The organism is Siphonobacter curvatus, from assembly GCF_002943425.1.
GTDB classification, from domain to species: Bacteria; Bacteroidota; Bacteroidia; order Cytophagales; family Spirosomataceae; genus Siphonobacter; species Siphonobacter curvatus.
The window spans coordinates 327,833-354,228 of sequence record NZ_PTRA01000003.1 but is presented as its reverse complement, the minus strand read 5'-3'; the positions used below and the strand labels follow the sequence as shown (position 1 = coordinate 354,228).

General features: G+C 49.6%; 21 protein-coding genes. 10 read left to right on the top strand and 11 right to left on the bottom strand.

Annotated elements, in window-relative coordinates:
- Nucleotides 1-14 precede the first annotated feature (14 nt).
- The gene (locus tag C5O19_RS18580) at nt 15-1,724 is read left to right on the top strand and encodes a GMC oxidoreductase (RefSeq protein WP_104714876.1); all 1,710 of its coding nucleotides are present in this window, start codon (nt 15-17) and stop codon (nt 1,722-1,724) included.
- Nucleotides 1,725-1,893: 169 nt separating this feature from the next.
- A complete protein-coding gene (locus C5O19_RS18575) occupies nt 1,894-4,305 on the top strand; it encodes a TonB-dependent receptor (RefSeq protein WP_104714875.1) in 2,412 nt (803 codons plus the stop codon).
- Between the two features lie 74 nt (nt 4,306-4,379).
- Here the strand turns inward: C5O19_RS18575 and C5O19_RS18570 are convergent, their stop codons facing one another.
- Nucleotides 4,380-4,655 (bottom strand): hypothetical protein, encoded by a 276-nt coding sequence (locus C5O19_RS18570; RefSeq protein WP_104714874.1) that lies wholly within the window; start codon nt 4,653-4,655, stop codon nt 4,380-4,382.
- A gap of 249 nt (nt 4,656-4,904) precedes the next feature.
- Between C5O19_RS18570 and C5O19_RS18565 the strand changes: the two genes are divergently transcribed.
- Nucleotides 4,905-6,080, top strand: a complete 1,176-nt coding sequence (locus C5O19_RS18565; RefSeq protein WP_104714873.1) for an acyltransferase family protein — start codon at nt 4,905-4,907, stop codon at nt 6,078-6,080.
- Nucleotides 6,081-6,084: 4 nt separating this feature from the next.
- On the opposite strand, the gene bla is transcribed toward C5O19_RS18565, so the two are convergent.
- A complete protein-coding gene (gene bla, locus C5O19_RS18560; protein ID WP_243406439.1) occupies nt 6,085-7,125 on the bottom strand; it encodes a class A beta-lactamase in 1,041 nt (346 codons plus the stop codon).
- A gap of 308 nt (nt 7,126-7,433) precedes the next feature.
- Here bla and C5O19_RS18555 point away from each other — a divergent pair, with 308 nt between their 5' ends.
- Nucleotides 7,434-10,547, top strand: a complete 3,114-nt coding sequence (locus C5O19_RS18555; protein WP_104714872.1) for a SusC/RagA family TonB-linked outer membrane protein — start codon at nt 7,434-7,436, stop codon at nt 10,545-10,547.
- A gap of 13 nt (nt 10,548-10,560) precedes the next feature.
- On the top strand, nt 10,561-11,982 hold the full coding sequence (locus C5O19_RS18550) for a SusD/RagB family nutrient-binding outer membrane lipoprotein (protein WP_104714925.1): 1,422 nt from the start codon (nt 10,561-10,563) through the stop codon (nt 11,980-11,982).
- A gap of 162 nt (nt 11,983-12,144) precedes the next feature.
- Here the strand turns inward: C5O19_RS18550 and C5O19_RS18545 are convergent, their stop codons facing one another.
- Nucleotides 12,145-14,031 (bottom strand): mucoidy inhibitor MuiA family protein, encoded by a 1,887-nt coding sequence (locus tag C5O19_RS18545; RefSeq protein ID WP_104714871.1) that lies wholly within the window; start codon nt 14,029-14,031, stop codon nt 12,145-12,147.
- 299 nt (nt 14,032-14,330) lie between these two features.
- Between C5O19_RS18545 and C5O19_RS18540 the strand changes: the two genes are divergently transcribed.
- Entirely contained in the window at nt 14,331-14,972 is a 642-nt protein-coding gene (locus tag C5O19_RS18540) for a type IV toxin-antitoxin system AbiEi family antitoxin domain-containing protein (protein ID WP_104714870.1), read from the top strand.
- Nucleotides 14,965-15,831, top strand: coding sequence for a nucleotidyl transferase AbiEii/AbiGii toxin family protein (locus C5O19_RS18535; RefSeq protein ID WP_104714869.1), 867 nt, complete (start codon nt 14,965-14,967; stop codon nt 15,829-15,831). Before C5O19_RS18540 ends, C5O19_RS18535 begins: the two co-directional genes overlap by 8 nt.
- A 297-nt stretch (nt 15,832-16,128) precedes the next feature.
- Here the strand turns inward: C5O19_RS18535 and C5O19_RS18530 are convergent, their stop codons facing one another.
- From C5O19_RS18530 to C5O19_RS18520, 3 genes are read right to left on the bottom strand one after another with little or no spacing between them, the layout of a single operon-like run.
- On the bottom strand, nt 16,129-17,115 hold the full coding sequence (locus C5O19_RS18530; RefSeq protein ID WP_104714868.1) for a HipA domain-containing protein: 987 nt from the start codon (nt 17,113-17,115) through the stop codon (nt 16,129-16,131).
- Entirely contained in the window at nt 17,112-17,441 is a 330-nt protein-coding gene (locus C5O19_RS18525) for a HipA N-terminal domain-containing protein (RefSeq protein ID WP_104714867.1), read from the bottom strand. Before C5O19_RS18525 ends, C5O19_RS18530 begins: the two co-directional genes overlap by 4 nt.
- Nucleotides 17,438-17,653, bottom strand: coding sequence for a helix-turn-helix domain-containing protein (locus C5O19_RS18520; RefSeq protein WP_104714866.1), 216 nt, complete (start codon nt 17,651-17,653; stop codon nt 17,438-17,440). Before C5O19_RS18520 ends, C5O19_RS18525 begins: the two co-directional genes overlap by 4 nt.
- Before the next feature lie 226 nt (nt 17,654-17,879).
- Here C5O19_RS18520 and C5O19_RS26545 point away from each other — a divergent pair, with 226 nt between their 5' ends.
- Nucleotides 17,880-18,104 carry a hypothetical protein gene (locus C5O19_RS26545; protein ID WP_165796064.1) on the top strand — a complete coding sequence of 75 codons (225 nt, stop codon included), beginning with the start codon at nt 17,880-17,882 and terminating at the stop codon, nt 18,102-18,104.
- 825 nt (nt 18,105-18,929) lie between these two features.
- Here C5O19_RS26545 and C5O19_RS18505 read toward each other — a convergent pair.
- On the bottom strand, nt 18,930-20,408 hold the full coding sequence (locus C5O19_RS18505; RefSeq protein ID WP_104714864.1) for a tail fiber domain-containing protein: 1,479 nt from the start codon (nt 20,406-20,408) through the stop codon (nt 18,930-18,932).
- A gap of 180 nt (nt 20,409-20,588) precedes the next feature.
- Between C5O19_RS18505 and C5O19_RS18500 the strand changes: the two genes are divergently transcribed.
- Both C5O19_RS18500 and C5O19_RS18495 read left to right on the top strand, forming a co-directional pair.
- Nucleotides 20,589-21,164, top strand: coding sequence for an RNA polymerase sigma factor (locus C5O19_RS18500; protein WP_104714863.1), 576 nt, complete (start codon nt 20,589-20,591; stop codon nt 21,162-21,164).
- Nucleotides 21,165-21,177: 13 nt separating this feature from the next.
- Entirely contained in the window at nt 21,178-22,212 is a 1,035-nt protein-coding gene (locus C5O19_RS18495; protein WP_133163393.1) for an anti-sigma factor, read from the top strand.
- Between the two features lie 59 nt (nt 22,213-22,271).
- Here the strand turns inward: C5O19_RS18495 and proC are convergent, their stop codons facing one another.
- The 4 genes from proC to smpB form a co-directional block, all read right to left on the bottom strand.
- Complete coding sequence (proC, locus tag C5O19_RS18490; RefSeq protein ID WP_104714861.1) at nt 22,272-23,072, bottom strand: pyrroline-5-carboxylate reductase; 801 nt, start codon at nt 23,070-23,072, stop codon at nt 22,272-22,274.
- A 117-nt stretch (nt 23,073-23,189) separates the two neighbouring features.
- A complete protein-coding gene (locus tag C5O19_RS18485) occupies nt 23,190-24,302 on the bottom strand; it encodes a TlpA disulfide reductase family protein (RefSeq protein ID WP_104714860.1) in 1,113 nt (370 codons plus the stop codon).
- The gene (gene gatB, locus C5O19_RS18480; protein ID WP_104714859.1) at nt 24,299-25,762 is read right to left on the bottom strand and encodes an Asp-tRNA(Asn)/Glu-tRNA(Gln) amidotransferase subunit GatB; all 1,464 of its coding nucleotides are present in this window, start codon (nt 25,760-25,762) and stop codon (nt 24,299-24,301) included. The genes C5O19_RS18485 and gatB overlap by 4 nt, the downstream gene beginning before the upstream one ends.
- Before the next feature lie 99 nt (nt 25,763-25,861).
- Complete coding sequence (gene smpB, locus C5O19_RS18475; RefSeq protein ID WP_104714858.1) at nt 25,862-26,323, bottom strand: SsrA-binding protein SmpB; 462 nt, start codon at nt 26,321-26,323, stop codon at nt 25,862-25,864.
- Nucleotides 26,324-26,396: the final 73 nt, after the last annotated feature.

Sequence of the window (26,396 nt, the reverse complement as noted above, 5' to 3'; positions counted from 1 at the left end):
GAATTCTTAAGGAAATGAATATTCTTCGAGCAAACGAACAAAATACGTATGATGCCATCGTGGTAGGTTCGGGAATCTCCGGCGGCTGGGCTGCTAAAGAGTTGACCGAAAAAGGCCTGAAAACGCTGGTACTGGAACGTGGCCGTAAATTCGAACACGTAACCGATTACGAAAATGCATTAAAGAAACCCTGGGAACTTACGCACCGCGGCCGTATTACCAATGAAGAGCGGGCCAGCCACCCCTTTTTGAGCCGTGATTATCCCTACGGTGAAGCCAATAAAACCTACTGGTTCAACGACTCGGATGCTCCCTACAGCGAGCTCAAGCGTTTTGACTGGTACCGCCCCAACATTGTGGGTGGTAAATCCATCATGTGGGGCCGTCAAAGCTACCGCCTCTCGGATCTGGACTTTGAAGCGAACTTGAAAGAAGGAATTGGTACGGACTGGCCGGTTCGTTACGCGGAGATTGCCCCCTGGTATAGCTACGTGGAGAAGTTCGTGGGCGTATCGGGTAGTAAAGATGGACTGGCTCAATTGCCCGACGGCGAGTTTCTGCCGCCCATGCAAATGAACTGTGCCGAGCAGGCCGTTAAGAAAGGCATTGAAGGCAAATTCCCGAACCGGGTGATGACGATTGGCCGGGTAGCGAACCTGACCCAGGCGGGTCCCGCTCAACAGAAAGTAGGTCGGGGTCCCTGTCAGTACCGGAATCTTTGTTCGCTGGGTTGCCCCTACGGTGGCTATTTCAGTAGCCCTTCGGCTACCATCCCCGCGGCCATGGCTACCAAGCGACTGACGATTCGCCCCAACAGTATCGCGTCTGAAATCATCTATGATCCGGCAGCCAAAAAAGCCAAAGGCGTTCGTATTGTGGATTCAGAAACCAATGAAGTCATGGAGTTTTTCGCCAAAGTGATCTTCGTTTGCGGCGGAGCCATTGGTACCACGGCGCTGTTACTGAATTCTACGTCGGACCGTTTCCCCAATGGTTTTGGTAACGACTCGGGTCAATTAGGTCATAACCTGATGGACCACCACTTCCGCACCGGAGCCAGTGGTATCGTGGAAGGTCTGGACGATAAATATTACTTCGGTCGCCGGGCGAATGGTATCTACATTCCCCGTTATCGTAACATCGGTAATGACAAACGTGATTACGTGCGTGGCTTCGGCTATCAGGGTGGCGGTAGCCGCCAGGGCTGGAATGGCCTCGTCGCTGAGATGGGTTTTGGAGCTGAACTGAAAGAAAAAGCGACCAAACCCGGTCCCTGGAGCATGAACCTGGGCGGCTTTGGTGAAACGCTACCCGCCTACGAAAACCGGATGTTCCTGGATAAAACCAAAAAGGACAAATGGGGTCTTCCGACGGTGGTTTTCGATGCCGATTTACGCGAAAACGAGAAGAAAATGCGGAAAGATATGATGAACGACGCGGCCGAAATGCTCGAAGCCGCGGGCGTGAAGAATATTCGCACGTTCGATAACGGTTCGTATTTGGGTATGGCCATTCACGAAATGGGTACCGCCCGCATGGGACGCGATCCTAAAACGAGCGTTCTCAATGGCAATAACCAAGTTTGGGACGCTAAAAACGTATTCGTGACCGATGGAGCATTCATGGCCTCCGCCGGTTGCCAAAACCCCTCACTCACGTACATGGCCTTTACGGCCCGTGCCGTTGACTTTGCCGTAAAAGAACTCAAAAAGAAAAATTTGTAGGTTTTCCCTACGGCCATAATTAACAAAAAGCGTAGAAGACACCCTCTTCTACGCTTTTTGCTTTCCATCGCTACTTAACAATCTATTTTTATTTAGATTCATTAAAAAATATTTGGAATTCATCGAAGTCTGCTCTTGTTTTGCGGGCTATTTAGAAAAATTCCAAATTATGAGAGCACTTCGACTCTTCTTTCTTTTTTCCCTTCTGGCGATTTCTTCCCTGTATGCGCAGCACACGGGTACCCTTCGTGGACGCATCACGACCAAAGATGGTAAACCGGCCGAAGGCGTTTCGGTAGGCATCCGGGGGACTACGCACGGCTCCCTAACGGATGAATTCGGCGAGTACCGAATGACCAAAGTAAGTCCAGGTACGCACGTCCTGGTCGTATCGGCCGTTGGTTTGAAAACGCAGGATAAAACCATCGATCTGCAACCCAAAGCGAGCCTCATCGTTGATTTCTCCCTTATGGAAGACCTGGCTCAACTACAGGAAGTTGTCGTAGCGGCCAGTCGCAATCGTTTTAAAGCGGATAAGGTTTCGCCATCGCTCCGTTTACAGACTCCCTTACTGGAAGTACCTCAGAACATCAAAGTCATCACGAAAGAACTCCTGGCCGATCAGCAGGTGTTTGACATGGTGGATGGCGTTACGCGTAACGTCAGCGGCGCGATTCGTTCGGGCCACTGGGACAATCAGTACGCCAATATTTCGATGCGGGGTACGTCCATTCCGGCGTTTCGTAACGGTATGAACGTAAAAATGCCCTGGGGACCCCTAGCTGACGACATGTCGACGGTCGAACGCATTGAGTTTGTGAAAGGTCCCGCCGGTTTCATGATGGCCAATGGCGAACCGGGCGGCATGTACAACGTAGTAACCAAAAAACCAACGGGGACCAATCAAAGCTCCGTTTCCTTCACCACGGGAAGTTACAATACAATACGGGCCGCCATTGACCTCGACGGCAAACTTTCTAAAGACGGAAAGCTACTGTATCGCTTGAACACGGCTTACCAAACGCGGGATACGTATAACAAATTCAACTATAATGACCGTTACATCATTGCTCCGGTCATCAGCTATCAGATCGATTCTAACACCGTCATTACGGCCGAGTATACCCACCAGCACGTTGAAGCATTAGCGCTGGGTAATTACACGTTTTCGAAAAAAGGCTTTGGTGAGGTGGGTCCGGAATTCTTTCTGGGGGATCCGGCGCTTAATCCCCGCATCATTCAAGATCACAATGCCTTTTTGTACTTCTCGCACCGAATCAACGACCGCTGGAAGCTGAACGCCCAGATTGCCTACTTCAACTATTCCCTCGGTGGGGGTGGTACGGTATGGGTAACGTCCATCGATAGTGTGGGTAACATGCGTCGGAATTATAACATCGGCGACGAGCTGGCTATTAACAAAACGGGTCAGCTTACCCTGCAGGGTGAAGAGCGAACGGGCTCCGTCTTGCACCGCATTCTGGGTGGAATTGACATGGGGAATTTGAAAACGTGGGGAGATTTCAGTACCACGATGCTAGGTGATCTCCAACTGGCGGGCAATGCCAATTTTAACATTTACAATCCTACGTACGGTATTCCGCTAGCGAATATTCCGCAGTTTGATCGTTCCCACAGTATCCGGGAACGTTCGGGTTCTAACATATACGCGACCAACTTGACCTATTCAGGGATTTACCTACAGGATGAAGTGCATTTGTTTCAGGATAAGTTACGCCTGACCGTTGCCGCTCGGTATACGCAGTCCCGGACGGTGGGTAAAACGAAAGCCACGGATATCAAAAATAACGTGGTAACCCCGCGTTTTGGCTTTAGTTACTCCGTCAACCGTGAGATGAGCATCTACGGTCTATACGATCAAAGCTACCTGCCCCAGGCCGGAGCCGATTTCGATGGAAACGTCTTCAAGCCGGTCTATGGCAACAACACCGAATTTGGGATTAAAAAAGACTGGCTGGGTGGAAAGTGGAATTCTACCTTCACGATCTATCAAATTACGAAAAGCAATGTGTTGACGCCTGACCCTCGTTTCGGGATCAATAACCCGCAAAACTGGCAGGTACAACTCGGGCAGATTGTCTCCAAAGGTGTTGAGTTTGACTTAACCGGCGAAATTGTTCCCGGGCTGAATGCCACCCTGAACTATGCCTATACGGATCCGAAGGTAACCAAGGATGAGACCGCAAACCCCGCTAACAACCGCAAAGGAACCTATCTGACCGGAACGGCCAAACACATTACCAACGGCTGGCTGACGTACCGCATCAAGAGCGAGCGTTCGGCCCTTCGGGGACTGGGCTTCTCGGGCGGTTACCAGTACCAGGGGGAACGTTTTGCCGGAGCCGGTCTGAAGGAATCAAACTTCCCGGACTTCTTCCGTCTCGATGCCGGGGTCTCCTACCAGGCCCGAAAAATTAATGTTTCTTTGCTGGTTAACAACTTGGCTGATAAACGGATGTTTACCTCCGGCAGTGCACCGGCTAACCCCCGAACGGGTTACTATACGTACATCTACGAATTTCCCCGGAATTTCCGTCTGAACTTTGGTTACAAGTTCTAAATAGGCATACCTTGTAAAAGCCTCCGCGATGCCCAGCGGGGGCTTTTACGTTTTAAGCTTTTCCAGGTGAGGCTTCAATCGAGTATCTCCTCTTCCGATGGCGTATTCGAAAGCGGATTTTTTACCGTCAGCGGCAGAAAGAACGTTTGCTGGCAAAAGCGGCAACGTATATACTTTAGCGGTAGAAATCCAGCTAGTTTTTTCATCCACTCCGGTCGACTTAGACGTTCCAGATGCGCGGTTCGATGACATTTGGGACAGGCCCAATCGTGGGCCGTTCGCCGCTGAATGGTGAAGAGGATACCAGCGTAACTAGCCAAGATAAGAAAGACAAGAGCGGCAGCAATCATACGGGAAAAGAGGTAAAGCAATCAAAGATAATTCCTTTTCACTAAGTCGCCAAGCCTTACCTAGGTAAAGTAATACTAAAAAAACTACTACCTTTCATCAAAAATCATCCTCTTTCAAAATTAAATTGCGACTGGCGTGTGCAAAGTTTCTGAGAAGCCCCTATCTTTCGAAAAGACCTCCCTTTGTTGTCATCCACCTAATTTATTAAACGCCACGGGCCGCCCCCCGTTCCTAGAAGTATTTTGTGCATGTCTAAAGAAACCGCCCGGCAACTGGTCCTTTTCGACGTATTAAGGGGTATTGCTATTCTTTTTGTCTTCGGCTATCATTGGCACCAAGCGTATTTTCCGCAGGTACTAACGGCTACGGAGGGCCCTCTGCTTTCACTCCATCACGCCACACTTTCCAATCTATACGCTACCTTTTCACCGCTGGCCTACGGAAATCTAGGGGTACAACTCTTTCTACTCATCAGTGGATTTCTGATTCACTATTCCTTTCTGAGTAAACAAGAATCCCTCAACTATAAGCAATTTATGCTCCGGCGATTTTGGCGAATTTACCCGACCTATCTGCTGGTGCTCCTTTTCTTTGCCTTCCAAAATCAGCAACTTACCCAGTATGTCTTACACAACGAACGCGGTCAGTTTTCCTTTCTAACCCACCTCCTACTGATTCATAATCTCTTCGATGACGCCGATATTTTGTTCGGATTCAACGGTTCGTTTTGGAGTTTGGCCCTGGAAATGCAGCTTTACGCCTTATACCCTCTGTTGCTGGCCCTTCGCAAGCGGTACTCGCTGCCTAAAGTCTGTGTAGGTTTACTAGTGATTCATCTCGTGGTCATTACCTACTGCTTGTATGAGTTACGATTCAAGTTTAGTGAAATAACCTTCGTGGGTCATTTCTGGATCATGTGGGCCTTGGGAGCACTCGTCGCCGAAAACTACTATTATGGGAAACGTACGTTTCGCGTATCCGCTCCAGCCTTGGTTGCTTTCTCTCTGCTTTTCCTGGGTACCAAGTTTTTTCCGACATTTTACATCTTCTTCCAATACATTGGTTCGGCTCTGTTGTTTGCCATGCTACTGGATTACCTGCTGGAGAAGCCTTTGAATTTTACGAAACCGATCTATCAAGTCCTCAGCCTGATTGGGGTTTGCAGCTACAGCATTTACCTCATTCATCAGCCGCTACTGGGCAACCTCTATAGTTCCATTGATCTACTCGGTCTGGCTCGCCACTGGCCCTGGTTTAAATTCGTCAACGTTAGCGTTGCCTTCGCTTTTATTACGTTTCTTTCCTATAGCCTTTATCTGGTGGTGGAAAAAAATTCCGTTACGCTGGGAAAGCGCTTGAGTACGCTCGGCAAACCCGTGCGCGTACCCAAGCAGTCCAAAGCGTTTGAAGTAGTCGAAAAATAGAGGCTTATTTAGAGGGGGTCGGCTGGTAGAGAAAATAGTCGTACACACTCCGACTGATCTGAGCAATGGTTTGCTCCCGCAGCTCGGACGGAGCCTGCGAAGCTCCCACCATAACGGCAATGACGATATGACCCGCATTGCCGGGCAAGGTAATGATTCCCACATCATCGGTAGCCGAGGCACCCATCGTACCCGTTTTATGAGCCACTACCGTTTCAGGGGGTAAATACCCCTTCAAACGACCTTGTCCGCCCCGGCAACGTTCCATGATCGCCAGTAGCGTATCCCGACTGGCGGCGGATACGGCTTTGGCCTGATAAATCTGGGTGAGTAACTCAACCATCGCTTGCGGTGTAGCCGTGTCCCGGGGATCTTTATCAAACGTTGCCTGGGCCGTTTTCCGTACCTCCGGGGTCAATTGTTCTTCCAGCTTCGTGTAGAAACCAGGATTTTTCCACTGACTCGTATCGGGCAAGGTTACCCCTTCCCAATCGGCAATGAGTTGGATGATGGTACGGTCTACGGACATGCCTTTAATGCCTAACGTTTTCAAGCGATTTTGTACGGCCCCGGTTCCACCCGCCAGGCGAATGAGTACGTCCGTAGCCGAGTTATCACTGATGACCATCATTAACTCCATCAGGTTCTGGAGCGAAAGCTGAACGCCCGGTTTGGCAAACAGTGTCTCTAGCGTACCACTTCCGGGATGCAGATCCGAGGGTTTTAGCTCCGTCATGGTCAAATACGAAAGTTCTCCTTTTTCGATCTTGCGGAGTAATTCTACGGCCACGGCCACCTTCATCGTACTCGCCATCGGAAACCGATCGTTTGCGTTCATGCGGATCTCTCGCCCACTTTCCAAGTGCAAGGCACAGACGCCTACCTTGCCTTTGGCCAGCCTAGCCATACGTTCGAGTTCCTGTTGTAATCGCTGCGTGGCGAGGTCGCTCGTTTTTAATGAAGATTGTGCCGAAACCAGTAGTGGCAACAGAATAAAACCACAGATAAGCCTTAAGAATGGAAAGCCGGAAAAGATCATTTTCATAGGAACGAACGCCTGAACGAGTATCAGTTTATGATTAAACGTCGAACCTAGCATTTTTCCTACATAAAATAAAATCACTTCAATAGTTTACGTACATCTTTCCTAAATGTCAAAATAATATTTTTACTTTGATGCTTTTCCCAGAATAATGTTCATTTCAAACATTTCACTGCTTTATATTCATTCCATGAAGCCGACTAAAGAGGGAAGCGGATCGTACTGGCCTAACGCTCATCGGTGAACGCTAGTACCTTTTAACCCGCCACCGCTGGATCTTTCGCTCTGCTTTTTAACCAATTAAACCTTTTATGCACAAACGCTTACTATTTTCCATTCTTACGCTTTTCCTGTTTTCGGGTTCGCTGGCCTTGGCTCAGCAAATTCGTGGAAAAGTCACCGTAGAGGGCGATAACACGCCGCTACCGGGTGTCAATGTTTCCCTGAAAGGTACTTCCAGTGGTACCGTCACCAATGCTAATGGGGAGTATAGTATCAATCTTAGTGCCGGGCGTACAGTACTGGTTTTTAGTTACATCGGTTACGTAAACCAGGAAATTGACGCGAGCGGCCGTAGCACCGTAGATGTGACCTTGAAAGCCGACAACAAACAGTTTAATGAAGTCGTCGTCACCGCTTTGGGTATTAGCCGGGATAAGAAGGCCTTGGGCTACGCTGCTCAGGGCGTCGGTTCCGAGGAACTCGTACAGAACCACCAGCCTAACCTCGTCAATGCGCTGCAGGGAAAAGTGGCCGGGGTTACCATTTCAAGTACGGGTGGTGCACCCGGTCAGGGAGCCCGTATTTTGATCCGCGGGATTAACTCCATTGACGTCAGTCGGGATAATCAACCCTTGTTCGTGATTGATGGAGTTCTGCTGGACAACTCTACCTCTACACTGGGAAATGATGCCGCGGGTCGTGGCATGAGCAACCGGGCTGCCGATGTGAACCCCGAAGACATTGAAACCATTAATATCCTGAAAGGAGGAGCGGCCACGGCTCTCTACGGCTTACGTGGGGCCAATGGTGTGGTCGTCATTACGACGAAATCAGGCAAAGCCGGATCCCTACGGGCCAACTACAGCGGCACCTACGGTTTTGAGAATGTAAATAAATACCCCGACGTACAGGACAAGTACACCATTGGCTGGCAGGGTCAGTACGATCCGAACAGCTTCTGGCCTTCCTGGGGACCGACGGTTGAGGAAGCCCGGAAAATTGATCCGACGCATCCGGCCAAGCTATACAATCACTTTAAGGACGCGTATCGCACGGGTCAACAGTTTCAGAATAACCTTTCGTTTTCGGGGGGTACGGATAAAATCAACTTCCTTTCCTCGATCTCGCACCTGAATCAGCAGGGCGTTATTCCCTTCACCAACTACGAAAAGCTTTCGCTGCGCCTCAATAGCAATATCAAATTCAGCGATACGTTTACGACGGGTGTGAACCTGAATTTCATCAATTCCGGGGGCGATCGCTACAATGCCGGTCGGTACAACGAAACCTTGAGTTACTGGTCACCCCGCTACGACGTACGCGACTATCTGACGCCCGACGGAACCATGAAGGCCTACTCAGGGGATAACGCCAACCCGATGTATAACGCGATGACGAATAAATTCCGCGACAACGTCAACCGTCTCATTGGGGGGGTGAATTTCATGTATGCCCCCGTTTCCTGGCTGACGTTTACCTACCGGGCTGGTTTGGATACCTATTCAGAAGACCGGCTCCAAACGGCTCCGGGACCCAAGGGCATTGCGGGTGAATACATTTCCGGAGATAATGACCTGGGCTTTGTTTATCAGTACCATACCAATTTCCGGGCCATTACCTCTACGTTTGCCGCCAGTGCTACCCACAAATTTGGCGATTTGAACACAACGCTTCGCTTAGGACACGATTTGTACGACCGTCGCATTCGCAGCTTTGGAGCGGAAGGTACGGAGCTGACCGTTTACGATTACTTTGATTTGCGGAATGCCAAAACCATTGTTCCGGTCCAATCGGCCGAAGACTACCGCCTGATGGGCCTTTTCGGTGAGTTAACGCTCGACTACAAGGATTACCTGTTTTTGACCCTCACGGGCCGGAATGACATGACGTCGTCCCTGCAATCGCCCAACAACTCCTTCTTCTACCCTTCGGCCAGTCTGGGGTACGTGTTCTCGCAACACATTAAACTACCCGAAGTACTGAGCATGGGTAAACTCCGGGCCTCGTACGCTCAGATTGGCAAGGACGCCGCTCCGTATTCGACCGCTACGGGCTATTCGTCGTACCAAAACCTGCCTTCGGGCCTGACGGGCTTCACGCGCGGGGCCTTGCTGGGCAATCCGAACCTGCGTCCGGAATTTACGGATACCTATGAAGCGGGTCTGGAACTGGGCTTCCTTAATAACCGCCTGGGACTGGATTTCACGTATTATAACTCGCTGAGTAAAGATCAGATTATTCAGGTGAATGTCTCTTCCGGTACGGGTTATGTACGGGCGGCTATTAACTCCGGAGAAATGCGGAACCGGGGCGTTGAATTGATTTTACGGGCTACGCCCATCAAGACCAGCAAATTCAGTTGGGACATCAACCTGAATTTCTCGGCCAACCGCAACAAGATTGAAAGCATTCGGCAGGATCTGACGGAAATCAGTTACGCTTCTGAATTCGGATATGCGAACTCAACCGTAACGATGAAACTTGTTCCCGGCCTAGCCTACGGTAACCTCTACGGAAGAGCCTACCAACGGTACTATCCTAACACCGGCGAAGAACAACCCGCGGTACTGGATCGGGATCGACCCATTGTGATCGGAGCCAATGGTTTCCCCGTGATTGGTACGGCTCAGAAGCTGCTGGGCAATACACAGCCCAAATGGCTGGGTGGTTTGAACAACACGCTGCGTTACGGCAATTTCACGTTTACGGCCCTCTTCGATGCGCGCGTCGGTCAGGATCGGTACAATCAAATGGGTAACTTCTTCTCGGCGTTTGGCATCGCTAAATACACCGAAGACCGCAACGATACCAAGGTATTCGAGGGGGTTTTAGCTAATGGTACCCCCAATACCAAAGCCGTTTGGCTCGGTCAGGGTGTTGGTCCGGATGGATTTAACTACGGCAACGGCTTCTACCGGAACGTCCACCGGGGCGTTTCAGAGCTGTTCATCGAGGATGCTTCCTGGGTACGTCTGCGTTCGGCGAGTCTGTCGTATTCCATTCCTTCCTCCTGGATCAAATCGTCCATCGTCAAGAACGCCCGCCTCAGTGTAACGGGCAACAACCTGTGGCTGTGGACCAAGTACACGGGCTTTGATCCCGAGGCTTCTACCACCAACAGCGGTAGCAACGTAGATGGCTTTTCGGGCTTTAGTTACCCAGCCGTGCGTAGTTTCCTGTTTTCTCTGAATGTAGGTTTTTAATGATTTGATGGACATGAAAAGCACTTTGAAACGATATACCCTTTTAGCACTGACCACCCTGGGCTTAACGACGCTTTCGGGTTGTAAGGATTACTTTGACTTGAACGATAACCCCAACCTGATTTCCAATCCACCGCTGGCCTCCCTGCTTTCGACGACAACGCAGAAAACGGGTCTGAATTCCCAGCGGGTGGGCGGAATCACGTCGTATTTTGTGCAGTACCTGGCCAGTCCTAGTACGGCCAGTCCTACGGACACGTATCAGGTAACCGATTACACCGGAACCTGGGATGCGGTCTACTTCGGCATGGCCGATTTAAGTGATCTCAAGCGACTGGCACAGCAGCAAGGGGCTTCGGAATACGTAGGAGCCGCCGATGTAATGCTTTCCTATCACTTAACGCTGATCCACGATCTGTTCGGCAATGCTCCTTTTTCGGACGCGTTTGCCGGTACTACGCTTACGCCCAAGTACGACACAGCGGAAGATCTATACGCCGCTGCGCTGAATCTGGTCAATGAAGGGATTACGGAACTGAGTAAAACCGATTCCCGCGTAAAACTGGCGGCGGCCAACGATCTTATTCACAAAGGCAATACGGCCGCCTGGATTAAAACGGCCTACGCCCTAAAAGCTCGCCTGCTGACTAAAGTCTCTAAAACGAGTGCTTATAAGCCCGCCGATGTATTGGCTGCGGTGGAAAAGTCGTATACTTCGAACGCCGATGATGCGCAGATGGCCAGCTTTCAGCTCCGCAATCCCTGGGCTCAGATAGCCCGCGATAATGCGAACTTGCTACTCGACGGCTGGTTGTCGGAGCAACTCGTGGATCAGTTAAATGGTACGACCTACGGGTTGTTTGATCCCCGCGTAGAGAAGATTACGGATAAAACGGTAAACGGCGTCTACAAGGGTACCATCAACGGACAGGGTAACATTGGAGCGGCGAATACGATCAAGGATGAAAGCTACATTACGCTGAATTCGCCCCTGACGGGTGATGCTTCGCCCCTGCTGATTGCGACCTTCGCCGAACTCAAATTCATTGAAGCCGAAGCAGCTTTCCGAAGTGGGGATAAAACGCGGGCCTACGCAGCCTACCTAGCGGGTATTCAGGCCAACATGGACAAACTAGGCGTAGCTTCAGCCGCCAGCCAGACGTATCTGTCGAACGCTACCGTAGCCGTGGGAGCTCAAAACCTGACGCTCGATCTGATTTTTAAAGAAAAGTACGTGGTTACCTACCTCAATCCCGAGGCCTGGAATGACGCCCGCCGTTACGATTATAAATACAAAAACTTTACCCTGCCCCTGAATGCGGCTCTGCCTACGTTCATTCGCCGGGTAGCGTACCCCAACGGTGAACAGGCCAAAAATACCTCCAACGTTCCAACGGAAGTACCTTTGTCTACGCCGCTTTGGTGGGATAAATAAGGCGACAAATTACGTTTTACCAGAAAAGGCGACCTTGCGGGGTCGCCTTTTTCATGGCTGGATTGTATGCTCTTTACAGTCAAGGGCTTTGGCGAGTCCTTTTCCGCTGCTTGTAAGAAACAAGACTTTTTTTGAGGTGACAAAGGGCTTTACGACCAAGCCTTATTCCAAAAGAGAAGCCGTTGCCTTAGGCGATCGAATGGTATACGAAAACGGTGCACTTTGGGCTTCGCCGGGTTTCAGATTCCATCGCCAGTGAAAAATACCCGTTTCCGCGTTGACTTCGGCTCCGCTCGCTTGATGATCGAGGATTTCAATCTCTTTCATTTTCGAAATGGGAAACTGATCGTATACCACCAGCGAGATGGGTTGGCGACGGGTGTTGCGTACGCTGATTTCGTACCGGCGTTCCTCGGACTGCGTACTACCCAGGAAGGATTTCTTCGTGAATTCCTTCTTCTTGGTTCGTTGTACCTGCACCGCTTTGTCGCGTCCGAGCGACAAGCGAAGGGTGTCGCCCGTGTTGTCCAGATTCAGCGTCGATTTTCCTACGTAATTGCCTTCCAGAAACAACTGAATATCACCGTTTAGTAAACCATATCGCTCCCAGTTGGGAATCTGAGCGGTCAGGAATACGTCCGAATTGAGTTTAGGTACGGCACTGTATTCGTATAAAGCCGGTAATTCTACCTGCTTCACCTCTACGGCGTATACTTTTCCATCCGATGGAATAGTATAGGGCGTTTTAATGTCGTAGGTGAAACTGGTAGGAGCTTCTTTTTCATTCAATTCCAAGGGTACACCCGCTACCTTTCCCTGCAAAGACTGAACCGCTCCCGTTAGAGCACGTTTGTACTCAATTCCCTGGCCTCGTACGACCACTTCATTTAATGCCTGTTGGTCCGCTTCCAGCTGCACATCCAGTATTTCCGAGAAGAAGGGTTTTCGTTGAGATCGAAAGCCAATCCCAGCAAAGACAAGTTGGGTAGCACTCTGCGGCAGTTTCGGTGGAATGCTCAGGCGATAGAAACCATTTTCATCCGTTAGCGTGCCTAGACTCGTTCCCGATACCATTACAGAAGCGTTAGCAATCGCCACTCCCGCAACGTCGGTCACTTTACCAGAAACCTGCGTAACCGTGGGATTGTACGTTTGGCTGATGGGAGGATTCAGTTCAGGATAGTAATTCGTCTGGCCCGTTACCCAAGGCTTAAGCATTGATTGCGTCGCCCGTTGCCGGGGGTCTGCGTTGGAAAGGCTTAACTGGATTTGTTTCCAATCTTCGCCCGTGTACTGAAACACCTGAGCTTTGTAGCCCAGTTGCAGGGGTTTCGTTAGATCATTGACCCGAGCGTCATAACTAGGAATCCAACCCGCGTCGGCTACAAAATACGTGAGGGTGAATTGAGCCTGGGCAATGGGTTGTGGACTGGAAATAGTAATCCATACCTCCCCTACCTGCTGATCCGTATCCGTATTCACGCGGGTTTGTTCACCATTGAGAACCTTGAGTTCGTCCGTATACTGATTGATTTTTCGTTCCAGTTCGAGTTGCTTTGTGAGTACTTCCGTTAGGCGAGTTCGCTGGAAATCCGCCGCTTCTTTGATCTCACTGGCTTTGAGCGTTTGCACTTTTCCACCCAATTCCTGATTCTTTAGTAAAAGAGTTTCTTCCTGTTTATACACTTGGAGCAGCTTTTGTTCCAACTGAATGTTAGCTTCGATCTCGGCCCGGCGTTTATCAAATTGTTTGGTTTTCTCCAGTCGCGATACGCCTTCGTCGGCGTAGCTCTGCTGAGCCTGTACGGACAGCACCGTAAAATTTCCCTCCCCTCGGAGCTGGATGCTCTGCTTGTCGAGTTTAGGGGAGAGGTTTTTGAAATACAGTTCCGTTCGCCCGGCGGGTAATGCCGTTTGAGCGGTTCGCTGAATCTGAGCACCGTTTAAGAAAACGGTTACTTTTTCGAGCTTGGAAGTCAGCGGGATGGGCGTAGGTTCCGCCAGGGCTACAAAGGAGCTAAGGAGTAGGAAAAGCAGCGTTCGCTTCATCGGGAAAGGGTTAAGATTCACCCTATGGATGCAAAAGCGGCTTTAATTCCATAGCAGAAAATTATTTTTTTCTGCTGCTCTTGCGTGAAAGCCCTGAATTAGCCTTTCACTGCCGTTTTTAATGGTACTTTCCCACGGCTCCTTGAGGTCTTTACACGCGAATGCATTCGCCTTATCTTATAGGGAAAACCAGAAGCCTTATTTGTTTATAGGGTTTGTTGGTTCTGGCTAGCCAATAAAATGTATTTTTCTTATGGGATAATCGGTATTATTCCGATTATCCCATAAGAAAAATACACATGAACTTAATTCAGCGTATACGAAATCTTTCAAGCCAGCCACTGACGCACCAATTGCTGAGTTCGCTGTTGAAGAGCTACAAACGTCCCAACGATAAGATCCATGAATTAATCTCCGCAGGCATTATCGAACCTGTTAAAAAGGGGCTGTATTTGCCGTCGGCGAAACGTTCAGAAACGCGTACGGAACCATTCCTTCTGGCAAACCACATGCTTGGACCCAGTTACGTATCGTTTGACAGCGCACTCTCCTACTATGGACTAATTCCAGAATGGGTGTTCGAAGTATCTTCCGCCACCACCAAGGCTTCGCGCAGCTTTAACACACCGACAGGCGCGTTCAGCTTTACACGGATGCCACTTCCTTATTACAGTTTCGGGATTCGTCAAGTTGAGCTGGGAAAAAACCAGCATGCGCTGATCGCATCCCCTGAGAAAGCTTTGTTTGACAAAATAGTCCATACAGCAGGTTTGAAGCTACGCAGTAAAATTGCTGCCGGCGACTACCTGATTGAAAACTTGCGGATAGAGGAGGATCAGTTACAGCAGCTGGCTAGAAAAACAATGGAGACTTGGCTAACAGACTCCCCTAAACGCGAGAGCTTGGCACAAGTCATTAAATTCATTAGGCACTATGATTAAAGATTGGCTCGCGAGCTATAACCCCGCTACTAAGAACGATGCAACCCAAGCGCTGCGCGAAATTATGCAGGAGGTTGCCCTGGCTGGACTTTATCGTAAAGGCTTCTTTGAAAAGGCTGCATTTTATGGCGGTACCGCACTCGGCATCTTTTACGGCATTGACCACTTTTCTGAGTATCTCGACTTCTCCCTACTCGGCGTTGACCCTGATTTTTCGATCAATACCTATCTACCTGCTATTACCCATGGATTTGAGGCGCTGGGAATGCATGTATCGATTAAGGAAAAACAGAAAGCGGTTAAGACGAATATTGATTCTGCATTTTTGAAGTCGGAAACAATCTGGCGGGAATTGGTTTTAGAAAGCGTCGTGCCTCAGCAAGGGCTTGGGCAAACGGCTAGCATCAAAATCAAACTGGAAGTTGATACGATGCTGCCTCCGGGCTTTGATACGGAAGAGAAACTACTACTTAAACCATTCTCATTTTATGTAAAGTGTTTTAGCATTTCCGACCTTTTCGCCGGGAAAATGCACGCCCTGCTTTTCAGAAAATGGAACGACAATATGAAGGGGCGCGACTGGTATGATATGGAATGGTATATCAGAAAAGGTGTGGCATTAAATCTTAACCACTTTGCGCTACGTGTTAAAGACAGTGGAGATTGGGAGCAGGGAAATATCAGTGAAGCCGAGTTTCGGGTATGGCTGAATGCAAAAATAGATTCCGTTAACTTCCAGCGGATCAAGGATGATATTCGGAGGTTTATATCAAATGACAATGTTTTAAATAGTTGGAGTCCGCAGTATTTTCATGATTTGGTATCAAAACTAAAAGTCAATTATCAAAACCAGCATTAACAATGCGATTAATAAAATACAGGATTGTATTCTTGTGATTGCAATAAGTGCATGCCATCAGAACACCAAAAAACCTAAATCTGACTCGTCAAGCTCAGTAACCCGCTTTGTCGAAAGTTTGTGGTCGTCTCCTGACGCTGCCGGCTTGTGTGATAGTGCTCAAATAAAGGGTGGCGTCCCCACAGATTACCGCTCGTTGACACCGGAAGTCTCTGATGTGAATAGCTCGGCGTTTTTTCAACAGCTTCGTTCAAGTTGATACCGATGCATCTTAACCGAGCTCTGCCAGAGAAATGACTAGTTTTTCATAAGCTGCCTCAGCCGGCCGTGATAAGCCTGCAGGTAATTTCGTTTTGTTGTCTGGTCCAGGAAAGAAGCAGAGATTAACTGCTCGACTTGCGGGGACCCGCTGAGCATACGTGAGACTATTCCGTCAAATACTTTCGAACTGATTCCTGCTATCTGAGCCAGTAAAGTAAATTGCTGCATCACCTTTCCCTGGGCTAGTTTTTTTGGTAAAATCCCGTCGTCGAGTGCAAAATCTTTATCGCCGATATGTATACGGCTGTTGAGTAAATCATAGGCCGGACTCAGTCGGTAGTCCCCCTGATCAGTTTCAAGCAGCGAGAAGTTTTTGAAATGCGCATCACCGTTAGAGGATAAATAGTTGAACATTAATGTGCGTAGCAACTTTGGTGCTTCTACTGTGTAAGCGGGAACATACTTTTGCATCAGCTCAAAAATCTCTAAATAATTTCCCAAGTATTTATAGTGTTCTCCATGGGTTTGGGGCGTACGTCCTGCCAATGATGCAAAATCATCCTGCGCACGTTTCCTGCCATCGGCATGCCTGTCAAATCGTTTCGTAATATAGGCCTGCGCGCCATCGGCAAAAAAGATCAAGGCGTTCTCCGCTGTTTCAATACCGTAAACCTGCCTGGCGATCTGCATAGTCAGATGCTCGTTGGCCGGCATTTGGTCCGGCCTGCGGCCTGCGGCCGGTATCGGCTTCAAGATATAAGTACCTTGCTCGTCTTCTTGGATTAATCGCAATTTATTCTTGTCAAGGGTTACCGAGAACTTTTCCTGGACACCCGATATTGAGATCCGTTTGCGGTTCTCTTCAAAAAGTTCATCAGTATCTTGATTAGTCGCCGGCGAACCATAACTAAGAAAATGACTTACGCGCTTGCCATCGAAGACCCGTCTCAGGCAATTCTTGCTGTAAGTGTCATAGCCAGGCGCCAATGTGCCTGGGCAAAATTCAATAACTGGTAAGCTCATTGTTTTGGGATTTTAATAATTGTCACGGCTCCAATCGTGTCGCTTTTTGCAGTCGTGAGCAGCAAGCCGAAGTAGTCGTTTCGATCTATTCGGTTTAGGCGACAGACCAATTGTTTATTGGAGCCTTCTGGCAGCATATTATAGAAAAAAGGAAATAGATATTTAGACTGATAAGTCTGAATCGTTTTTGGTAAAGTCAGACTGATAGCAGGTTTCGAACTGTCTTCTATCCATTCTTTGTGGTACTGAAATTCAAACCTACCTTCGTCATCCTGCGATAGGATACCAGCCTCTTCTCCTCTAAAAAGAACTTTTGCGGCTCTCATGGGTTAATTGTTTTTTTTATGCTCAGGGTGATTTCAAGGCCCAGGGCATCACACAGCTTTTTTAATGTTGATAAAGTGGGGTTGCCCTTGCCAGACTCAAATTTTTTTAAAGCACCCAGCGCTACACCAGATAAGTCGGATAGTTCTTTTTGCGTAACCCGCAGTGATTCCCGCCTTGCTTTGATCGCCTCAATGATGGACAAAAAGTACATTATAGTATTCTTTTTAATGTAAAAATAATATTTTTATTCTTATTACCCCATAAAAGTATTCTATAATGTACTTTTCTAGGAAGGTTAGTAGAAATTTGAAGCATGGTATAGGAAAGCACACTTAAATGTACTTGCTGCAAGGATCAATCTGTAAGCTGATAAAAAGGGCGTGTTCTGTGACCTTAGCCCTGAAAAATGGACATTGAGAAATGGAGGATTTGGATAATTGTTGTACCTTAAACGTAGAGGCAATTGTCACGAAAAAGACCGCAGCGACGGCCGCAAAATTCATCGAGGCCCAGACGGTTGGCCGCTCCGCGGTGGCCGCTCCACGGTGGCCGCTGCCATTGTGTTCGCCCTCAAGCAAGCGGATACCGTATCGCTCTTGCACCTGCTGGTAGGTCAGCTCGCCTTTTTCTATCTGACTACCCACGGCCCGTTTAAAGCCTAGGTTGTAATCACGTTAACTACGCTTCTTTAGTGATAATGAACTCCTGCCCATCCATAATAAGTCTTTTTTGTGTCAACTTATTTTAGGACTACACAGCAGCCTTCGTCCTAAACGCCGAAAAAGGCTCGGCTCCCTGGCTCTGATCCTGATGATTAGATACAAAGCGTTATCCGATGCTGGTCGACTTTGCCTGGAGGCTTACATTACCTTGACCGATTATACCACCACGCTTTTTGATAAGTACGAGGAAGACATCGGTGGGCAATCCGTGTGTGAACAGGCAGAATACCCGTTAAAACAGACCAAATCAAGGTGTGCCTATGGAAAAGATGAATTGCGAGCACGTATATATGCCAATGTATCCAGAAGCGAAGGGATAGGAGCCATTAATATCATGCAAATGTTGACCAGGTAGGAACCGCGCACGTTTGATCACTTCCTTCCTAACCGGTATGGGGCTGTCAATCTTTTTCTGTCAGTTTTTTAGATACGCTTTTCCTAGAACATGTTTTTGATGGCAATGATTTTGATCAGGCCCTTCCTCATCCTACCGCCACAGTACCCCAAACCTTTAGCCAAAGGGCTAGGTCTGAGTCAGACTTAGCCCTTTGGCTACCTATACGTATACGCTTAAATTTTTACTATTTGTGACGATGCTAAAGCAATTGAACCTAAACTTAACGGGTATAAGCCATTTTATGCTGGCACTAAGACCCTATAGGCCCTGTGTAGCTCAGGACATCTTTCCCATTCCCCTACGAAATTTGATTTCCACGTACGTATCCGCAGTAACGGGCTTTTTTATAAAAATCAAAAACGTTTTCCTTACTGCTTGGCATAACCACGAAGCTGTTTTTTCACCCAATCCATATCCGATTGCAGCGAAGCGGTCTCTTTCTGAAGATCTTCATTCGTCGCCCGAAGTTTCGCATTTTCGGCTTTCAGCTGATTCACCTCTTCGATCAGCGCTTTAATGGCAATCAGGTTCACACCATCAAAATCAGCCTGATTGATGGATTTATCTTCGCCAATTGTACCCACTTCATCCTTGCCAAAGGCCGCGTAGAAATCCTGAGCCATGGGGCCGTAGTGACGGTATTGCTTAGCTTCCTGACCTTTGTAGTTCCAGGAACCGAGCCGCATCTGGCTGATTTTCTTAAGGAATGAAGCGCCATCGGCCGCACGGAAGTTTTCCTTACGAGTGGAATCAGAGATGGTTTGCCAGGCATTACCGTTGGGCAGTACCTGTACGCCCATCGATGCATTGGCATTCGTAAACAACTGGTAACCACCTGCAAAACGGGTCATAAATTGATTCGGGGCAGTCGTATTCAGATACGGACTTGGGGTATTTAAAGAAGACGCATCGCCAACGATGAAGCTTCCTTCATTACCATCACCGGTGCCTACAGCATTGCCTAAGGCCATGCTTCTGTTACTGGAAGACTCTACCTGATTGCCTATGGCATACCCATAATTGCCTCGTGTAGTAGCAGAAGCACCTATAGCTACGGAAGACAACCCCAAAGCCGTTACGTTCCCGCCTAAAGCGATCGAATACGGAGCAAGCGTTCCAGCCCGATACCCGGCAGCAAATGAACCATCACCAATGGCTACTGCATTGAAACCCAAAGCGATGGAAGCTAAACTAGTGGCTCGGCTAGAAGCACCGGCGGCAAAAGAAGCTCGCCCACTCGCTGTTGTCAGTTGTCCTAACGCCGTAGCATGAATACCACTGGCTTCCGTTCCAAAGCCCATGGCTACTGCAGAGCTATCGGTAGCCTTTACTGAAGTACCTATGGCAATCGCACCGTTAGCAGTAGCTAGTGCTTGCTCGCCGGCAGCCAAAGAAATGCGGCCATTGGCTTGGGTCTCCTTACCTAAAGCCGTTGAATAGTCTCCTCGAGCGTAGGTTCCTGAGCCAAAGGCAGCGGAATAATCACCGATGGCATTACTACCCGATCCGATGGCTACCGAAGAAATGCCGGATGCCTTAGTCACCGTTCCCAAAGCCGTAGAACCCGTTGCCGTTGCCTGGGTAAATTCTCCCGCAGCAAAAGAATGCAGTCCAACCACTTCATTACGCCAACCGTCAGCACCAGCCAAGCCGGCACGAAAAGCACCTTTCGTAGCATACCAAACGAGTTTTTTCGTTACCGAAGAAACCGTATCGGCTCCAAACAAAACCGTCTTACCCGGTGCAACGTGAAAAAAAGCTTGGGGAGAGGAAGTACCGATACCCACTTGGGCGTACGAAGAAAGAGCGGTAGCCAAAAGGCCCGCCGTAAGTAAAATGTGTTTCATAGGTGCGTTAGTTAGGTCAAACCGTGGACAATGCGTCCAAATATAGAATACACGTATATACCTTTTTATAGTACACAAAGAAATATTTTACGAAGCGTTCGTCTAGGAAATTAAGCGTTCGTCAAAGAATTAACCTTTGTTACCCACTATCTTGCCAGCGGCTACCAACGCCTTTTTGCTGTGTTTCTAAAACTCTTCCGTAAATCCGACGCCGTCCCAAGTGAAACCGAACTGCTTGCGCAGTATCGGCAAACGGGTGATTTGCGGATTTTGGGGCAGTTGTACGAGCCGAATATGGAAATGCTGTACGCCGTTTGTTACAAGTACCTAACGAGTGAAGACGCTGCCAAAGATGCCGTCATGCAGGTCTTTGAAGAACTGGTAAACAAAGCCCGTACGCACGAGATCAGTAACTGGAAAAGCTGGCTGCATAGCGTGGCCAAGAACTACTGTTTGATGCAATTGCGAAGCCGCAAAGAATTTGTGGACGCCCAGCGTATGGAATCGGAGGACCGTTTGCATCTAGTCGAAGAAGCACCCGAAGAGCCGTTGCCCCTCAAGGAACTGGACGATTGTCTGAAAAAGCTCAATCGCGAGCAGCAACAAACGGTATCGCTGTTCTTTTTACAGGAAAAAAGTTACCGACAAATTGTCGAGGAAACGGGTTACGAACTCAATCAGGTGAAGAGTTATTTACAGAACGGGCGGCGGAATCTCAAGCTTTGCATGGAAGCCCAGGTAGAGCGATTTCCCTAGCACCTAATCAAGCATGGCAGCAACCCCAATCACCGCAGAATTGCTCCGCCGTTACGTGGCGGGTCAGGCATCGGATGCCGAGCAGCACGCCGTCGAGCGGGCCGCTCTGGAAGATCCGTTTGTGGCGGATGCGTTGGAGGGGTTTCAGGCCATGCCTTCGCCCGTACCGACGGATTTAACTCAGAAGCTTTCAGCCCGCATTGCTTCGCCCCGGCCCTTCACCGTTATCTATGGCCGTCGGGTGGCCGTAGCCGCTGGTTTAGTGGGCGTACTGGCTACGGCCTACGTACTGCTCACGAGTATACCGCAAACATCGCCGGAGACACCCGTCGTAGCTACCAAGCTAGCCCCGCTGCCCTCGCCTGCCCTGGCGGATACCTTGGTAACGGAGCAACCGGCGATTGCCCTTCAAGCAAAAGTTAAAACAGAACCTAGGACAAAGACTCAATCCAAAATTCAAGTTCAGCAAACAACGGAGTCTGCTCCCGATACGCTGACGATGCCTCCCGCTACACTCGATCAGCAACCCATCATCGCGAGCCGTATGATGATTGAACCTACGCGAGCCCGGGTAGCCCCCCCTACCGATACGCTGCTTTCGGGTAATAGTCAACTCAAAGCAACCGCCAACCAGCCGACCGTAATGGCCCGCAAACAGGCGGCCCCTTCGCGTGAAACGGGCTCAGTAGCCCGGCTAAAACGATCAGAAATTACGGGAGAACTGGAACTAGAAACCGAAGCGGATTACGCCGCCCGGACGCGGGATTCCCTCGTGGTCACCCAAGCGCCCACGGTGCCACCGCAACCCCAGGGCGGTATGGAAGCCCTGCAAACGTATCTGCTCGAAAAAAGCCAGCAACGCCTGCAGGGGGCTCTGTTGGAAATCAACTTCCGGAAAAACGGATCGATTAGCCGGGTCCGATTCCTGAAGAATCCAGCTCGGCTTTCCCGCCGCCAGGTGCTACTCTGGTTGCAGCAAGGTCCTCGCTGGCAGGCGGCTTTTACGGCCAAGGGTTCAATTCCCTACACGGTGCAACTTTCCCTTTGAGCATAAAAAATCCCTGTTCCGCTAGAGCAGAACAGGGAGGTATGTTTCGTATATTTCGCTTACTTCGACAGTTCCGTGGAGCGTTTCTGAGCGGCGTGTAAGCCCGCAATCAACGATTCGGCCAGATGATTTTCTTCGAAGGTTTTCAGGGCTGCCTCGGTCGTACCGCCCTTGGAGGCTACGGCTTTGATGAGCTCATCAAGACTTTTATCGGCCGTCTGAATCAAATGGTACGAGCCTAACATGGTTTGTTTGACGAGTTGCGCCGACAGACTCTCGGGGAAACCCATTTGCTTTCCGGCTTCAATCATCGCCTTGACCAGATAGAAAAAATACGCGGGTCCGGAGCCACTGACGGCGGTAACGGCATCCAGCAGACTTTCGTCTTCCAGAAATACTGAACGTCCCGTGGCGTTGATGAGGTTTTCGACCCGGCGTAAATTTTGAATATCGACTTCTTTCGCCGCCGCAAAAGCCGTCATCCCCATGCCCAGCATGGCCGGGGTATTAGGCATGGCCCGTACCACCAGCGGGTGATCAAGCACGGTCTGAATTTTCTGAATGGATACGCCCGCCATAATACTCAGAACCACCTGATTATACCGAATAACGGGTTTCAATTCCGCGTGTACGCCCGCAAAATCCTGGGGTTTTACGGCCAGAATAATCAAATCGGCTTCACTGATGCGTGGTCCAATGGTATCCACCACGACACCCGTCCGCTCAGCCCGCAGTGCCTGGCCGCGTTCGGCCGATTTCTCGATGAGAAACAGGTTTTCTTTTTGAACCAGATCATACTGAATAAAGGACTTGGCAAAAGCCATTCCCATATTCCCACACCCAATAATGGCAAGCTTCATAACAGAGGAAAGGTAAATAAGATCGATAAGTCAGGGATACGGATGAAGTGCCAGGATCTAAAAACGACCGAAAATACTAACCCAGCCCTTTTCAGAAGATCAACTTATTGTAACGAATCAAGGCATCAATTCCTTCAACTTGGCCTCCAAGGCCTCGCCGCGCAATTCCTTGGCGATGACCTTCCCCTGCGGATCGATGAGTACTGTGAAGGGGATGTGCTGAATCCCGTAATCAATGGCCGCAGCGGAATCGAAGTATTTCAAATCGGATACCTGCGTCCAGGTCAGCCCATCTTTCTGAATGGCGTCCGTCCACATTTTCCGGTCCGAATCCAGCGATACGCCGTATATGGTAAAGCCTTTGTCTTTGTACTGGTTGTAGAGACGAACCACGTTGGGATTCTCCCGACGACAGGGACCGCACCAGCCCGCCCAGAAGTCGATGAGTACGTATTTACCGCGCAGGGAAGAAAGCGAGACAATCTTCTGCTGCGGATCGGGCAAATTGATTTCCGGCGCTGGACTACCAATGCTCAGGCCTTTCCGACTCGTTTGTACCCGACGCACCGTCGCGATAAATGCTTTGTAAATCTTAACGTTGGGTTTTTCTTTCTCAAACCGATCGGCCAGTTGTTCGAATACTTCGAAATCCTGTTCCTGATTGAGGAAATTGGTGGCGTACAGCGCCGCCAGCGAAGTGCCCATTTCCGGCAGTAAGGCCTTGACCTTGGTTACCATGTCGGTCTGGCCCTGCTCGAACTGCTGCTGAATTTTCTGCTGAGCCGCTTTATCTTTTTTCTGGGTAGCCCGTTCGTAGGACAAATTGAGTCGATCCACCTGATTCTTGAAAGCGGCGGCCATGGCGTTGAGCTGATCGTAATACGCCATGTTTTTCGAGCCCGTCACCTTGGTTGCCTGCGGAGCCTTTACGTCGGCCTCTACCTGTAGATTTTCACCGCCTTCCAGCAGCAGAATAAGGGGTTTGCTTCCACCCAGTAACAAGCGGTAAAAACCACCTCCATCGAGTACTTTCCCTTTCATTTCGAATCCCTGACTCGTAATCACGGACGAATCAATGGATACGGGCAAGCCGCGATCATTGACGATCTGCAGGTATGCTTTTTCGTTGACATTCGGGTTTTGTACCTGGCCCTGAATATGGTAGGTATCCTGCTGAGCGAAACCCGTCAGCGTCCATAGGAAAAGAATCGTGAAAAAAATCAGTTTCATAACGTACTAGCGTCTAACGATTGGGCGACGAGCTGATTGGTTACTTTCGGGTCGGCCTGGCCTTTCGACTTTTTCATGACTTCGCCCACGAATAATCCAATCAGTCCTTTTTTGCCTTTTTTGTATTCCTTGACCTTATCGGGCCAGGCTTGTAATACTTCATCAATCAACGCCTGAAGTACGTCACTATTGCCCTGTTGCAGCAGTTGCAAACGTTCGGCCAGTGCCAGCGGCGACATATCGGGGGTCTGCATCAGCGCCGGGAACAGCTTTTGAGCCGCCGCCGAGTGACTGACTTTATTTTCTTCCACCAGTTGAATCAGAGCCGCCAGCGTCTGCGGGGCTAACGGAAAGTCCGTCAGATCCTGCTTGCTTTCGTTCATCCAGGTACGAACGGAACCCATCAGCCAGTTCGCGGCCGTTTTTGGCGTCGTTCCTGCGGCGATCAGCGCCTCCAGATACGCCACCGTGGCTTTTGATTCGGTTAGCGACAAAGCATCGGCTTCGCTCAGTCCGTACTGCGTCGTGTAGGTTTGAACCAGCTGGCGGGGCAGCGTCGGCATCTGGCTACGGATGCTTTCGAGTTGTTCATCCGTAATGAGAATGGGTACCAGATCCGGCTCAGGGAAATACCGATAATCGTTCATCGTTTCCTTCACCCGCATGCCGTAGGTCCGACCCGTTTCGGGATCAAACATCCGCGTTTCCTGAATGATGGTTTCGCCGGCTTCCACCATGGCTACCTGCCGCTCGTATTCGTACTCGATGGCTTTTTGCAGAAAGCGAACCGAGTTCATGTTCTTTACTTCCACCTTCGTACCCAGCACCGGATCGCCGAACTTGCGAACGGAGATGTTGGCGTCGCAACGCAAGCTGCCTTCCTCCATGTTGCCATCGCAGATGTCCAGGTAGCGAACCAGCTTCCGTACCTCCGTCAAATACGCTCCGGCTTCTTCGGCCGAACGCATCGAAGGGTCCGATACGATTTCAATGAGTGGGGTTCCGGCCCGGTTGTAATCGAGCAGGGTATCGCTGGAATGTTCGTCGTGAATGGATTTACCCGCGTCTTCCTCCAAATGCGTGTGGTGCATCGGAATGGCCTTCTCCTGCCCATCTTTTCCCTTAATCCAGATTTCACCACCGATACAGATCGGATGTTTGTCCTGAGAAATCTGATAGCCTTTCGGCAGATCGGGATAGAAATAGTTTTTCCGGTCGAATACCGTACGGCGGGCAATCTGACTATTGGTCGCCAGTCCGAAACGCACGGCCAGTTCTACGGCTTTGGCATTCAGCTTGGGCAAGGTGCCGGGATGCCCCAGCGTGATAACGGAGATATTCCGGTTAGGCAGTGCGCCGAACTGGTTGGCATCAGCCGCGAAAATTTTACTTTCGGTCAGTAACTGGGCATGGACTTCCAGACCAATGACCAGCTCGTACTGGGATTTAATCGACGACACGGTAGGCTATAATGGATCAGAACGCAAAGGTACGCTTTTATGGGGAAAGGCTTTAGCCCGGCTCCGAATTCAACGGTACCGGGCTATGGGTTCAAGGAGTTACTCGCCACGAGCCATGTCGCGTTTGACATCTTTTTCTTTGATGTCCTGACGTTTATCGTGCAGTTTTTTCCCTTTGGCCAGCGCAATATTGAGCTTGGCAAAGCCGCGATCCGAGATGAACAGACGCGTCGGGACAATCGTTAGGCCCTGGTCTTTCAGCTTGCCCACCAGGCGACGGATTTCCCTTTTCTGGAGCAGTAACTTGCGATCCCGAATGGGTTCGTGGTTGTAGTGCGTGCCTTCTTCGTACTTGGAAATGTTCATGTTTCGCACGTACAGCTCGTCGTTGAGCAGCAGACAGTACGCGTCGGTCAGGTTGGCTTTCCCCTGACGAATGGATTTAATTTCGGTTCCGGATAAGATGATACCCGCCGTGAAGGTTTCTAAAAACTGGTATTCAAAGGAAGCCCGGCGATTTTTGATCTCGACGTGCTTCTGTATTTTCTCTTTTTCTGCCATATCGGTTCCTGTAATACCGGGCCTATACTTCTTCGGCCGGTTCTTTTTCACGAAAAAAAGTGGACCTATGGCC

Coding starts and splice junctions, on each gene's coding strand:
- C5O19_RS18580 (WP_104714876.1), top strand. CDS start 15: ATGAATATTCTTCGAGCAAACGAACAAAATACGTATGATGCCATCGTG.
- C5O19_RS18575 (WP_104714875.1), top strand. CDS start 1,894: ATGAGAGCACTTCGACTCTTCTTTCTTTTTTCCCTTCTGGCGATTTCT.
- C5O19_RS18570 (WP_104714874.1), bottom strand. CDS start 4,655: ATGATTGCTGCCGCTCTTGTCTTTCTTATCTTGGCTAGTTACGCTGGT.
- C5O19_RS18565 (WP_104714873.1), top strand. CDS start 4,905: ATGTCTAAAGAAACCGCCCGGCAACTGGTCCTTTTCGACGTATTAAGG.
- bla (WP_243406439.1), bottom strand. CDS start 7,125: ATGAAAATGATCTTTTCCGGCTTTCCATTCTTAAGGCTTATCTGTGGT.
- C5O19_RS18555 (WP_104714872.1), top strand. CDS start 7,434: ATGCACAAACGCTTACTATTTTCCATTCTTACGCTTTTCCTGTTTTCG.
- C5O19_RS18550 (WP_104714925.1), top strand. CDS start 10,561: ATGAAAAGCACTTTGAAACGATATACCCTTTTAGCACTGACCACCCTG.
- C5O19_RS18545 (WP_104714871.1), bottom strand. CDS start 14,031: ATGAAGCGAACGCTGCTTTTCCTACTCCTTAGCTCCTTTGTAGCCCTG.
- C5O19_RS18540 (WP_104714870.1), top strand. CDS start 14,331: ATGAACTTAATTCAGCGTATACGAAATCTTTCAAGCCAGCCACTGACG.
- C5O19_RS18535 (WP_104714869.1), top strand. CDS start 14,965: ATGATTAAAGATTGGCTCGCGAGCTATAACCCCGCTACTAAGAACGAT.
- C5O19_RS18530 (WP_104714868.1), bottom strand. CDS start 17,115: ATGAGCTTACCAGTTATTGAATTTTGCCCAGGCACATTGGCGCCTGGC.
- C5O19_RS18525 (WP_104714867.1), bottom strand. CDS start 17,441: ATGAGAGCCGCAAAAGTTCTTTTTAGAGGAGAAGAGGCTGGTATCCTA.
- C5O19_RS18520 (WP_104714866.1), bottom strand. CDS start 17,653: ATGTACTTTTTGTCCATCATTGAGGCGATCAAAGCAAGGCGGGAATCA.
- C5O19_RS18505 (WP_104714864.1), bottom strand. CDS start 20,408: ATGAAACACATTTTACTTACGGCGGGCCTTTTGGCTACCGCTCTTTCT.
- C5O19_RS18495 (WP_133163393.1), top strand. CDS start 21,178: ATGGCAGCAACCCCAATCACCGCAGAATTGCTCCGCCGTTACGTGGCG.
- proC (WP_104714861.1), bottom strand. CDS start 23,072: ATGAAGCTTGCCATTATTGGGTGTGGGAATATGGGAATGGCTTTTGCC.
- C5O19_RS18485 (WP_104714860.1), bottom strand. CDS start 24,302: ATGAAACTGATTTTTTTCACGATTCTTTTCCTATGGACGCTGACGGGT.
- smpB (WP_104714858.1), bottom strand. CDS start 26,323: ATGGCAGAAAAAGAGAAAATACAGAAGCACGTCGAGATCAAAAATCGC.